The sequence below is a fragment of the Streptomyces sp. NBC_01717 genome (assembly GCF_036248255.1).
GTDB lineage: Bacteria > Actinomycetota > Actinomycetes > Streptomycetales > Streptomycetaceae > Streptomyces.
In genome coordinates this window covers 3,757,940-3,770,663 of the sequence record NZ_CP109178.1, presented here as the reverse complement: position 1 = coordinate 3,770,663, position 12,724 = coordinate 3,757,940, and the positions used below count along the sequence as shown (strand labels likewise).

Sequence of the window (12,724 nt, the reverse complement as noted above, 5' to 3'; positions counted from 1 at the left end):
GTGACTTCCACGTCCGTCGGACAGGTCCGTATCGGGCTGCCGTCAGCGCCGTGCCGAGTCCGAATCAGTCGCATCGCTGAACGGCACAGGACCTTCAGCGCGGCTCCACCCAGCCGTGTCGGACGGCGTGACCGCCGAGCTGCATCCGGGTCCGAACTCCGGCTATGTCCATGAGGTGGCGCAGGCGTCGGTGCAGCGTGCGCGGTGACAGGCCGAGCTGTGTCGCGGCCGTCGGGTCGGTCAGGCCGGCCAGCAGTAGCGCGAGGATCTTTCGGTCGAGGTCGGTCGGGCCTTCCGCGCCGAGCTCGACGGTGGTTCCGGCTTCGCCGCCGGTGCCCGACAGTTCGAGCGGGTGGGCGGTGCGCCATACCGTCTCGAACAGCGCGTCCAGGGCATCCAACAGGCCGCTGCGGTGCAGCAGCACGGCGCCGGGCTCTCCGGCCGGTGTGACCGCGAGCGGGACAAGGCCGAGGTCGGCGTCGGCCAGCACGAGTTTCATCGGCAGTTGGTCGGCGACACGCAGTTGCACGCCGTTGCGCAGTGAATCGATCGCATCGGTGATGATGCCCGGCTCTGCCAGCACCGCCCGGTCCAGTACCACCCGGAAGTGCACGCCGCGGCCGATGGCCGCGGGTTCGGCCGTGTTCTCGCCGGGCGGCACGGCGAGGAACGGTGCGGTGATGAAGCTGCGGACCTGCGTGCGGGCTGCCTGCTGCACCTGCAGGAAGCGATGACGGATGGCGTCGACGCCCGTCACGACCTCGATCAGATCGTTGATGCTGTTCCCGGTCATCGCCGCCCGGTGTTCCTCGGCGAAGGTCACCAGTGCGTGCTCAGCCATGCGTAGCCCGTCCCGGCGCTGGCTGATGAGAGCGCCGAGCGCCATGGCCGGCGGCGCGGCCGTGAACTGATCGTCCGCCGACCCGATCACCAGTCCCCACCCGACCAGGCGGGACAAGGCCTTGTCCACATCGGCCGGCGATACGACGAGCAGATCCGACAGCAGCATCGCGGTGGAGTTCGGCCGTCCGAGCAGCGCCCGGTAGACGCGCTCGTCATCGGCTTCGAGGCCCAGAACATCCAGCATCGGCGACCGACTCTCTTCCGCTTGCCGCAGCGGGGAGAGTATGCGCCATGGCGGCAGACCCTGAATAGTCCCTGCTGGGAGCAGGTGTGACGGGAAGGGCCCCGGGGAGTCGCCTCCCCGGGGCCCGACGGTGCGGTTCATCGCAGGCCGTACGCCCGGATGATCTCGTTCTTGACGCCGAAGCCGCTGTCCGTGCCGGCGCTCGCGCGGACCGAGAGGAAGCCGCCGCGCTTCTTCGCCGTCCTGAACGAACCCGTCCAGTAGCCGTGGGAGCCCTTGGCCAGGGTTACCTTCTGCCAGGTGGCACCGTCGTCGTACGAGACGTCCAGCTTCACCCTGGTGACGTTGCCCGGCACGGTGCCCAGGTCCATCGACACCGGCTTGAGCGCGATCTTCTGGGTCGCATCGGCCTTGACGTCGCCGTGCAGGTCCGACTCCAGCTTGTAGTCCAGGTTCAGCACCGAGAACGGCTCGAAGAAGTCCGAGTCGACGGTGTCGGACATGAACGTCCACTCGGTGTGGGTGCGTGTCGACAGCCGGAAAACGTCACCGGGCCGCTCCACGTCGAGGACGGCGCGGTAGGGCAGGTTGCCCGCCGGTACCTCCTCCCACTGCATGTCTCCGCTGACCGGGTTGTCGTGGATCAGCGTGTCGCCCTGGAAGATCTGCAGATGGGACGGCGTCTCACCCCACGGCAGGTAGCCGCCCAGCCGCATGTTGTCGCTGGCGGAGGCCCACGCCTGCACGTTCCAGGTCATGTAGTTCCCCCAGCGGGAGTTGTACACACCGAAGGACTCGCTCTGGCCGGGCCGGGTCGCCGGAGCGAACCAGTCCAGACGGGTGGTGCTGCCCTTGGCATACGTGTTGTCGCCCGACACCATTACCCACGGCAGGTCTCCGTCGACGCCCTGAGCGTGGAACTCCCTCCAGTTCTGTCCCGGGGTCACCCATTCGGTGCGGGTGCCCGGGTGCCACTCGCGCTCGGGGAAGTTGAACGACGGGCTGAGGGTGAAGTCGGACCGGTAGCCTTCCGCCAACCCGCCGTCCGTGGCCGAGTAGTAGCGCGCATCGATCCGGGCGAGGTCACCCTTGGTCGGCTTGTAGACGAGGGCCCGGTTCGGTACCTGGCCGGGGTAGTCCCGGGTCAGGTCGTAGACGAACGGCGTGTACTCGGTCTGCTTCGCGGTCAGCTTCAGGATGCCGGCCTTGGCCATCGCGACAAGGGTCCTGCCCGCGTCGCGGTGCACGGTGGCGACCGGGACGGTCGACTCGCCGACGTACTCCATCAGGGCACCCACACCGTCGTTGACCACGATCAGCGCCTTGGCGCCGGCCGTGACCGCGGCCTCGGCGCGCTCCTGCGGCGAGACCTCGTCGCTGCGCTTGATGACGACGACCTTGCCCTTGGCCTTGACCTTCTTGTATTCGGCCGCCGCACCGTTGCCCGCGTAGACGGCGTCCAGCCTGTCCGTGGCCGTGTCCAGGATGCTGCCCGCCTGCACCAGTGCCTCGAAGCGGAGCCGACCGCCCAATGCGCTCAGGCTGAGCTGCGGCTCGCCCTTGCGCCAGCGGGTGGTCAGCATGAACTCGCCCTGCTTCATCGGCTCCGTCGGCGCGACGTAGACGTCGTCGTACGTCACCGGCAGCACGTACGCGCTGCGGTAGTCCGTGAACGGGTCGAGGCCCTTGTAGTGGACGTTGAAGTCGACCTTGCGCTGGCGGTCCTCGGTGCGCTGCGGCGCCTCGGTCTGCAGCAGACGTGCCTTGCTCGCGTCCAGCACCACGTCCATGGAGCGGTCCTTGAGCACGGTCTCCGGGTCGACCAGCACGGCCAGACCCGAGCGGTCCGCCTTCTCGCCGGCCACGTCGAGGTACCCCGCGACGGTGTACAGGCCGGGTGCCATGCGCATGGTGGTCGAACCGTCGACGTAGACCGTCCACGGCCAGAAGTCGCCGGCCAGGTTGATCGTGACCCAGCCGGCGGCGGGCTTGCCGTCCCGGCCGACCAGCTTGATGTTCAGGTCGTAGCGCTCCTCCTCCTTGAGCAGTGCCACGGACGTGCGGGTCACCGGCTTCCCGGTGGCCGCGTCGGTGCCTATCACGTAGCCGACGTGCCGGCCGGCCGAGGCGGCTTGCGGGTCACCGGTCACCGCGACGGCGGCGGTGCCGCCCGCCGGGACGGTCACCTTGGTCGCTCCCAGCGTGAACGGGCCGCCGTCGTCGGTCAGCGCCAGGTTCAGCGTGACGTCGGCCGAACCGGTGTTGGTGAAGGCCAGGTCCTTCTTGACGGCGACGTCGCTCGGCTCGTGCGGCCATGTGTAGTTGCCGAAGAAGAGCGATCCGGTGCCGCGGACCGTGGTGCGCACAGCGGCGGCCACGTCGACACGCCCGGTGCCGACCTCGTACGGCGAGTACCCGTCGGCCAGGCCCTTCGCGGTGCTCATCAGGTGTTCCTTGAGCTGCGCGCCGGTCCAGTCCGGGTGCTGCTGGGCCACGATCGCCGCCGCGCCGACCACGTGCGGGGTGGCCATCGAGGTGCCGCTGAGGGTGCGGTAGAGGCCCTCACCACCGTCGGTCATCTCCTGCGAGCGGGCCGCGGTGATGTCCACGCCGGGCGCTGCGATGTCCGGCTTCATGCCACCGGAGTAGGCCAGCGGGCCGGTGCTGGAGAAGGACGCGAGCTGGTCCTGCTTGTCCGTGGCGGCCACGGTCAGCGCCGAGGCGGCCGCGCCCGGGGCGGAGATGCTCTCCGGGCCCGCGTTGCCGGCGGCGATGACGAACAGAGTGCCGTACTGCTCGGAGAGCGCGTCGACCGTCTGCGACATCGGGTCGCTGCCGTCCGTCGGGTAGGAGTCGCCGAGGCTCATGTTGACGACGTCCGCACCGGATTCGGCGGCCCACTGCATGCCGGCCATGACCCAGGAGTCCTGGCCATAACCCTCCGCGCCGCCGAGCACCTTGCCGACGAACAGGTCGGCGCCGGGGGCGACGCCCTTGTTGTCGCCGCCGGAGGCGGCGCCCGAACCGACGATCGTGCTGGCCACATGCGTGCCGTGCCCGTTGACGTCGGTGATGGCCTCACCCGGCACGAAGCTGGTTGTGCCGTCGATCAGGCCGGCGAAGTCGGGGTGGTTGACATCGATCCCGGTGTCGAGCACCGCGACCTTTACGCCCTTGCCGGTGTACCCGGCCGCCCAGGCCTCGGGCGCGCCGATCAGCGGCACGCTGTCCTTCAGGTTGACCTTTACGCGACCGTCGAGCCACAGCTTCGACACACCCGCGCCCAACTTCGCGCTGCCCTGCGGCGCGACGGTGCTCCAGAAGGTGCGGGCCTGCCGCTTCTCGGTGCTGAGTGCCGCGCCGTGGATGCCCTTGAGCTTGCGGGTCAGCTTGCTGCCCCGGGGGGCCGTCGGCTCGACGGCGGCCGAGCGAGACTTGGGCTGGGCGTACGCCGCGATCAGCGGCACCGCGGCCGACTTCGCGTCGTCGTAGCCCATCTCGATCAGGTCGGTGACGTTGAACAGCCGCCGGTCCAGCTTGTCCGTGCCCAGCAGCGGCACGGCCTCGTCCGGGATGACGAACAGGTCACCCTTGATCTCCTGGATCTTTACGCCGCCGACGGCGCTGTCCGGCCGGTCGACATCGGCGGTCTGCTTGCCGTCGGCCATCGTGGTGACCGTGACGACGTCGCCGGTGACCAGGGTGACCTTGTGGGTCGCCGAGGGCTTGGCGGGAACGGTGGGTTTGCTCGGAGCGGCTTGTGCGGGCGCTTGCAGAACTGCAAGCCCCGACGCCAGCAGCGGCACCGCGGTGGCGGCGGAGAGCAGCTGCCAGCGCCTGCGCCGGAAGGCGGAAGCCTGAGAGGGGGAGAACATGCCATGGGTCTATCGGCCGGTAACGCCGACGAGAAGGCCTGATGAAGGCAAGTCCTTGCCATGGCACGGACTTGCCAGCCGTGAACCGCGCGAACCCGGGCAAGGTCACACCTTCCGCCCGTGGCTCCACCAGGCCCCACCGCCCGCCGCGCTCCCCGGCGGAGCGGGCCCCGCCGGTCGAGGCCGGGCCGGGGGGGTGTGCGGTGTCGGGGTGCGAGCCGGATTCAGCTGCCGGGCGTGAGCCCGGCTCGGCTGCGCCGGCCGCGCTCTCTGCGTCATCGACAAGCTTCTGCATCTCGGCCAGTGCGGACGGCGAGACCTGTTGACGGGAATCCGAGCCGCCTGCTCGCCCGTTGAGCGGCCCTGCTTCCCCGGTTCATCGAACCTTCAACGTGGCGGGAGGGACTGTTCGGCCCAGATGGTCTTGCCGGTCTGGCTGTAGCGGGTGCCCCACTGGTGGGCGAGTTGGGAGACGATGAACAGCCCGCGGCCTCCCTCGTCCGCGACCGGCGCATGCCGCAGATGGGGTGCGGAGCTGCCGGCGTCCGTCACTTCGCAGGTGAGCGTGCGCTCCAGGATGAGGCGTAGTTGTACGGGCGGGGCTCCGTAGTGCACGGCGTTCGTGGCCAGTTCACTGGCGATCAGCTCTGCGGTGAAGACGGATTCCTCGTCCAGTTCCCAGTCGGTGAGCCGGCGCCGGGTAAGGGCTCGGGCTTCGCCGGCGGCTGTCGCGTCGGGGGTGAGTCGCCAGGTGGCCACGTGGTCGGGGGCGATGCCGGAGGTACGGGACAGGAGAAGCGCGGCGTCGCCTCGTGGGGGATCGCTTCCCAGTGCGTAGACGACGTCGTCGCACAGGGACTGCAGGGAGCGGTCGGACCGGCTCAGGACGTTCCGGAGCATGCCGGGATCCGTCCCCGCATCCGGGAGCAGGGTTGCGGTGTAGAAGGCGAGGATACTGCCCTCGGCGAGTTCGAAGCTCGCGGAAGCCCTGGGAGGGTCCTCGGCGCATCCCAGCAGGGGGCTCGCCGGGATGTCACAGATGTGGGTCGTGCCGTCCGGGTGGACGACGATCGGTGCGGGGTGCCCCGCGCGGGCGATGGCGCAGATACGGGTGATGGGGTCGTACACCCCGTAGATGCAACTTGCGGTCAGTGTCTCGTTGTGCAGCGGATCGGCGGGTGGGAGCGCCGCACGTTCCTCGGCCAGGCGGCCGGTGGTGTCGTGCAGTCTGGCGAGGAGTTCGTCGGGCTCCAGGTCGAGTGCGGCAAGCGCGTGGATCGCGGTGCGCAGCTGCCCCATGGTGGTGGCGGCAGAGATCCCGTGTCCGGTTGCGTTGCCGGTTACCAGTGCTGTGCGGGCGCCGGGCAGGGCGATGGTGTCGAACCAGCTCGCACCCAGGTCCGCGGGGAGGTGGAGCCACGCAGTGTCGACGGCTGTCCGCGGACCGGGGCTCTGGGGCAGGAGCCGGCGCTGGGTCGTGGCGGCGATGGTCCGCTCGCGGGTGAAGCGGCGGGCATTGTCGATGCAGAGCGCGGTGTGGGCGGCGAGTTCGAGGGCGAGGTCGATGTCGTCCTCGCGATAGGGCTCGGTCTGCCCACAGCGGTACAGGCTCAACAGCCCCAGTACCGTGCCGCGGAGCGTCAGCGGAGCCGTGATGAGCGAATGCGCTCCCGCCGCGCGGATGGCCTCGGCACGTGCCGGATCCGCCGCCAGCCAGGAACTGTCGGCAGCCAGGTCCAAGAGCCGGGGACGCAGGTCGGACAGAGCTTGCCCGAACGGGGTTCCGTAGGGCGCGGTGCGTACATCGCCGACCGGATGCACGGGCTCCACGACACGGCTGCGGAAGGCGGCACGCCGCAGGGGCACATCCCGGCTGAGCGGACCGATCGGGGGGTCCTCACCCCGTACGACTTCATCCACCACCTCGACCACGAAGATGTCGGCGTACCCAGGCACCAGGACATCCGCTGCCTCCTGGCAGGTGGTGACCACGTCGAGGGTCCGGCCGACGGATTCGCGCACACGGGCGAGGACGGCGGTGTGCGCGTGCGCCCGCTCCCGCTCGGTGACCTCGACTGTGGAAACCGCGAGCCCGAGGACTGCACCTCGGGCGTCCTGAAGCCGGTAGGTGGATGCGGAGAACACTCGCTCCCCGCCGTGATCGGCAGGGAGGCGAACGCGCACCAAGCGGTCCAGCACGGGCATGCCTCGGTCCAGGACCCGTCGGGCCACGGATTCCTCGGTCGCAGGGTCCGAGAAGGGGTACACCTCCATGAGTGGGCGACCCAGCAGGCTCTCGGACGGCACTCCGTGCAAGGCGCGTGTGGCCGTATTGACGCGCACGATCCGGAGTTCGGGGTCGAGGAGGTGCAAGCCGATGGGTGACTGGGTGAACAGGGCCTCGATCAGACTCTCGCTGATGCCGTCCGCATGGGCCCCGCCCGTGGGTTCCGTCGACTGCCGGCCGATTTCCCAGGCCACGGCGCCGTCTCGCAGCACCGGTCGCACCCACAGCTCGCACGTTGTCGTGCGGCCCTCTCGACTGCTCAGCTGCAGCTCTTCCCCGCCGTGGTCGCCCCTGCCGACCGTGAAGAGCCCTGTCGCCGGACGTCCCAGCACCTCGGACGCGGGGAGGCCCAGCAAGGAGGCGGCCTGGTGACTCCACTCCGTGATCACACCGGAACCATCGATGATCATGAGCGCGTCGCCCCTCACGGCCCAGGCACCTCCGTCGGCAGTCGGGGCGATCGCTCATCCTGACAGCGGGTGACCGTCCCGAGTCTTCGATGATCCCGCAGGTGAGGTGGTGACCTCCGTCCTGAGGAGCACTCGGCGCCTGATCGACGCCCGTTTTCAGTGTGCCGCGATGCGCTCGACGCGGCGACACCGAGCCGTACGGGGCCACGCCGGTCGCCCAGCCGCGACCGGTACTCGGACACCGGTGTTGCGTGACGTGTTGCGCCGTCGCGTATCCATCGGGCGGTGAGGTTGCCGTTGGCATATCCCTCAGTACACCTGGCCGACCGCGCTCGTGGTGGGTGAGTTCGTGGGGGTCGTCGGCATGATGACTCCGGGCCTGGATCTGTACGTCTCGGCCCGGCACCGCGACAACGCATTTCGAGTGGTCGTCCGGGACCAGCACCAGCGCCACGCCGATCCCGATACCGTCACCCTCTGTGGGGAGCGACGCCGGAGCGCCCTGTGGTTGCTGGATTCCGTCGTGGACGACCGGGGCGGGGAGTGGGGCGTCTGCGACGCGGCGCCGCCGCATGCGGGCATCAGGACCTGGGCTCAGCTGCCGAGGTGACGGAGGCTTCGCCGGGCTGCGGTCGTACGTGAGCTCCGCATCGCAGTATGCGGCGGCGCCGAAGGTCGTGTTTGTGCACGTGTGGGGGACATGCCAGGGCTCCATGACTCCTACCGGCGGGTAAAGGTTGCACAGGTGGAGCCTTGTATCTCGATCATTCCCTCCTTAAGTTCAGGTGAATATCAGTAGAACTTCAGGAAGTCATTTCCATGCGCCGAGACATACCGCCCCTCGTCGAGGTGCGTCGCATCACGCAGAAGAAGCGCGATGCATGGTGGACCGTGCTCCTCGTCGACCCCGTGGCCACACCCCTGGTGCGGTTCGTCGCCAGGCGCACCCGTATCACTCCCAACCAGATCACCTGGGGCGCGCTGATCCTGGGGCTGGTTGCCGCCGCGTGCTTCGTCAAGGGCGACTGGTACTGGCTGATCGCCGGCGCGCTGCTCTACCACCTGAGCTTCATCCTCGACTGCATGGACGGCAAGGTCGCCCGTCTCACCGGCCAGGGGTCTGTGTTCGGCGCCTGGCTGGACTACATCTTCGACCGGATACGGGTCATGGCGTGCGCCGTCGCCCTCATGGCCGGCCAGTACTACCGCACCGGTGAGATGATCTATGTCTGGCTCGCTGCCGTGGTCGTCTTCCTTGACGGCCTGCGGTACATCAACTCGCTGGAGATCTTCAAGACCCGTCACACGATGCGCAAGCAGATCAAGTCGCGCATCCGGTCGGCCCGTCGAGACGAGAACCAGGCTGAGCTCGCCTTCATGGAGGACCTGCTTCGGGACAACCCCGAGGCCGACATCGACCACGATGCAACCACCGCCGCTGCGCAGGAAGAGGCGACCTCCGCTCCAGTGACACTCGCCGCCTCCCGAGGGCAAGTGATCGATCTGCAGCAGGAGTTCCGTCACCGCTTCCCCGGCTACCTGCGGTTTCGCTCGTTCATGCTGCGTCACCGCATCCGCACCCATCTGATCAGTGGCATCGAGTTTCAGATGAGTGTGTTCATCATCGGCCCGCTCCTGGACCAGATCATCGGTGCAACCATCGTCAGCGCGGCACTGCTGCTCGTCTTCGAACTGGCAATCGTCTACAAGCTGCTGTTGTCCACCCGTGACTTCACACGCACGATGAACTCCTTCGAGCAGCAGCAGCAGAACGTCACGACTGCGGCCTGACCTCCGGCGGAGGGGTGCAGCACGTAGAGGGTGACGACCTGCAGCCCCACGGCCGGCAGCCAGAAGACGGGTGAGGGCCGCGCGGCCGGCGCCCCCAGGCGCGCCGGCCGGTGCCCGGCGTCAGCTACTTCCCCTGGTGGAGGCTCTGCAAGGTCACCGGGACGCCGATACCGGACGATGCTCCTGCAGACCTTCCCTGGAGTTCGGCGGCCATGTCCCGGATCGCGGGGAGCCGGGCGAACAGTGCATCCCCGGGGCAGTCGGTCTCAGTGCCGTCGCGATGGCCGGAGATGACGTTGAACTGGGCCGAAGTTCCCTTGGGATAGCGGCTCTTGTCATTGGTGGACGTGAGTCGCACCTTGCTGCGGGGGTCGACACCGCGCAGGCCGAGTTTCCAGGCGGCGAGGGCCGCGATCGCGTGCTCCATGGGCGCCGGCACCTGCGTCCCCCGTCCGAAGGTGCCGATCGCCGCGATCCCCGCGGTGCCCCGGTTGAACCCCTGGGTGTGGGAGCCGACGACGGGGCGGTCGACACCGCCGGCGCGGCCCTCGTAGACGGTGCCGCATCGGTCGACGAGGAAGTTGTAGCCGAGGTCTCCCCAGTCCCGGTCACGGGTCTGGCCCGTGTACAGGTTGCGCAGGGTCAGCGGGACGTCGGCGCAGTTGTAGTCGTTGGGGGTGTCGGTGTGGTGGATGAAGATCGCTGTCACCCCTCCCGCGTAGTGGGCATGGGCGTCGCGCTTGGTCTCGTCGGCCCGCCACTGCGCACGCGACACGATGGCGGGCCGACGCGCCATACGGGGGAATGCCACCGGCGTCGCTCCGAGGGTGGGGAACGGCCGTGCGGAATCACCGGCCGGCTCCGCAACGGTTCCGGTCCGCTGCACGGAGGGAGGGTTTTCCGGCGTCGTCCCGCTGCCGGCCCTCGTCACCCCGGCCGGTGCCGCCAGGAGAGGAACGGCCAAAGGGACCGTGACCCACAGTGCCATTCGGTACAAGCGCACAGGGAGACCCTCATTGTCTTTCGCCGTGGGGACGGTGGGGTGCGTACGCCCAACAGCTTTCCGGGAGTAGGTTCGCTGCGCGCGCCGGGTTACCGCATGCAGGGGAGCATGCAGACGCACGCAAGGGTTCCGAAGCAGGGCCGCTCCGACGCCCCGGCACCCGGCCGGGCGTACCGTCCATGCCTGCCGGCCCGGACGCACGTACCGTGACGAGGGACTGCACGGGGGCGTCGCAGATGTTCCGGCATGGAGGAGTGGACGTGAAGCTCGGCCTGCACTACTGGAACTACTCGCAACCCGCCGACCCCGCACTCATCGCGCCCACGCTCGCCGAGGCGGCGCGGATCGCCGACCAGGGCGGGGTCGCTTCGTTCACCGTGATGGACCACTACTTCCAGATGGAGACCCCGCAGAGCACGGCCGACGAGCCGATGCTGGAGGGGTACACGGCCCTCGGATACGTGGCGGCGCTGACCCAGCGGATGACGCTCGGCCTGATGGTCACGGGTGTGATGTACCGCCATCCGGGCCTGCTGGCGAAGATCGTCACCAGCCTCGACGTGCTGTCCGGCGGCCGGGCCGTGCTGGGTCTCGGCGCCTCCTGGTACGAGCGGGAGCAGCGCGGACTCGGTGTGCCGGTCGTCCCGGTCGCCGAGCGGTTCGAACGGCTGGAGGAGACGCTGCAGATCTGTCTGCAGATGTGGAGCGAGGAGAACGGCCCGTACGAGGGGCGGCACTACCGGCTGGCCGAGACGCTGTGCATGCCGGAGCCGATCGGCGAGCGGCCGCCGATCATGATCGGCGGCGGCGGCGAGAAGAAGACGCTGTGGCTGGTCGCCCGGTACGGGGACGCGTGCAACCTGTTCGCCACCGATGTGGACGAGGTGGCCCACAAGCTCGACGTACTGCGGGTGCACTGCGCGGCGGCGGGCCGCGACTACGACTCCATCGAGAAGACCCTCATGTTCAGCAGGCCGGTCCTGGACGAGACCGATGCGTTCCTCTCCGACGTCGAGGAGTACGCGGAGCTCGGCATCACCGCCGTCCAGGTGCTGCCGGACCGGCACCCGGTCAGTTTCACCGAACAGCTCGCCGCCCGCATCGTGCCCAGGCTCGACACGATCGGCTGAGGGCTGTCCTGCCAGGGGCGGGACAGCCCTTGAGCCGCCCGGGAGCCGTTCTCAGCCGGTTGTGGGCCTCTCCGTGCCTGGCGTCGGCTCCTGTTCCGCGGCACCGACGGCGGAGTGGATCAGCGACGGGGTGATGGAACGGGCCGACGCCCCGGGGGCGGTCGACTGCGGTCGCACGGGCGACAGCACCGTCGTGGAACACGGCCTCCTACTGGCCGAGGGCGGGGACGCCTCGCTCTTCGACACACCCGCAGTGCCGGTCGCCTGAGCCGTTCAGGTCGTCATCGGCCGTCAGCCCGGAGGCGAGCGCGGACCCGCTTTGGGGCCCGCCCGTGGGCCCGTGGGCCCACGCCCTCGTCGGCCGTGCTCATTACGCTCGTAACCGACCGAACGTGAGCTGAAGACTTGCCGCCGCCGAGCGGTGATTCGACGTGCTCATACGCACATCCGAAGAGGTGCCCCCACACTCTTATGAGGTGAAGCGTCGATGAAAGACGGTTTCTTCCACTCGTACCATCTCGGCTGGAGCCGACTCGATGCCGAGTCGTTGCTCGGGGATCTGGGTGCGGCGGGGCTGCGGCTCGACCACCCCGCCACCGGCCGCATCACGCTGGTCAGCCCCGGCTCCGAACCGCCGGCCACCCAGGCGCGGGTGACCTGGGAGCAGCTGGTGACCGTGGCGGGCCTGCAACGGCTCGACGAGATCAGCTTCCTGCTGTGGGTGCGGAGCGGCGCCGAGGTGTACGCGCGCATCCGTCGCACGAGGGGTGGTGTCGTCGCTCTCGAATTCGGACTCCACGGGCTGTCCCAGGACGATCAGGAGCTGGCTGTCCGCGCGATCAGGGAGGCGATCGGCAGGGCCTCCGTGCTCTGCATCGGCTTCGTGGTCGACCGGGAGGGGGCATCGGAGGCGACCGACTGGGACGGGGTCATCGTCAACGGCACGACGCTCTTCGACAGTTGGCCGGACACGCTGGCCGTACGTCATGAGGTGGCGGCGATGCAGCCGCAGCTGTCGGGTGTGGCGTCGTTCGAGCAGTCGCCGTGGATGCTGTTCGGCAGCGAGGTCCCCAGCCGGTAACGGTCGCCCGGCCTGCGCGAGGAGAGCCCGTGCGGGTCTCGGACCCGGACGCCGCACCCG

General features: G+C 69.1%; 9 protein-coding genes. 5 read left to right on the top strand and 4 right to left on the bottom strand.

Annotated features, from left to right (window positions below; translation table 11 throughout):
- Positions 1–94: 94 nt before the first annotated feature.
- The 3 genes from OHB49_RS16855 to OHB49_RS16845 form a co-directional block, all read right to left on the bottom strand.
- Complete coding sequence (locus tag OHB49_RS16855) at positions 95–1,087, bottom strand: transcriptional regulator TrmB (RefSeq protein ID WP_329161225.1); 993 nt, start codon at positions 1,085–1,087, stop codon at positions 95–97.
- 137 nt (positions 1,088–1,224) lie between these two features.
- Entirely contained in the window at positions 1,225–4,962 is a 3,738-nt protein-coding gene (locus OHB49_RS16850; RefSeq protein WP_329161223.1) for a S8 family peptidase, read from the bottom strand.
- A gap of 387 nt (positions 4,963–5,349) precedes the next feature.
- On the bottom strand, positions 5,350–7,677 hold the full coding sequence (locus tag OHB49_RS16845) for a SpoIIE family protein phosphatase (RefSeq protein ID WP_329161221.1): 2,328 nt from the start codon (positions 7,675–7,677) through the stop codon (positions 5,350–5,352).
- A gap of 319 nt (positions 7,678–7,996) precedes the next feature.
- Here OHB49_RS16845 and OHB49_RS16840 point away from each other — a divergent pair, with 319 nt between their 5' ends.
- On the top strand, positions 7,997–8,269 hold the full coding sequence (locus tag OHB49_RS16840; RefSeq protein WP_329161220.1) for a hypothetical protein: 273 nt from the start codon (positions 7,997–7,999) through the stop codon (positions 8,267–8,269).
- Between the two features lie 209 nt (positions 8,270–8,478).
- A complete protein-coding gene (locus OHB49_RS16835; RefSeq protein WP_329161218.1) occupies positions 8,479–9,450 on the top strand; it encodes a CDP-alcohol phosphatidyltransferase family protein in 972 nt (323 codons plus the stop codon).
- Between the two features lie 124 nt (positions 9,451–9,574).
- On the opposite strand, the gene OHB49_RS16830 is transcribed toward OHB49_RS16835, so the two are convergent.
- Positions 9,575–10,261, bottom strand: a complete 687-nt coding sequence (locus OHB49_RS16830) for a peptidoglycan recognition protein family protein (RefSeq protein WP_234432776.1) — start codon at positions 10,259–10,261, stop codon at positions 9,575–9,577.
- A gap of 452 nt (positions 10,262–10,713) precedes the next feature.
- On the opposite strand from OHB49_RS16830, the gene OHB49_RS16825 reads away from it, so the two are divergent.
- From OHB49_RS16825 to OHB49_RS16815, 3 genes are all read left to right on the top strand, one after another.
- The gene (locus OHB49_RS16825) at positions 10,714–11,583 is read left to right on the top strand and encodes an LLM class F420-dependent oxidoreductase (RefSeq protein ID WP_329161215.1); all 870 of its coding nucleotides are present in this window, start codon (positions 10,714–10,716) and stop codon (positions 11,581–11,583) included.
- A 133-nt stretch (positions 11,584–11,716) separates the two neighbouring features.
- Positions 11,717–11,851: a hypothetical protein gene (locus tag OHB49_RS16820; protein WP_329161213.1), complete on the top strand. Its 135-nt coding sequence runs from the start codon at positions 11,717–11,719 to the stop codon at positions 11,849–11,851.
- A 219-nt stretch (positions 11,852–12,070) separates the two neighbouring features.
- A complete protein-coding gene (locus OHB49_RS16815) occupies positions 12,071–12,664 on the top strand; it encodes a hypothetical protein (RefSeq protein WP_313938937.1) in 594 nt (197 codons plus the stop codon).
- Positions 12,665–12,724: the final 60 nt, after the last annotated feature.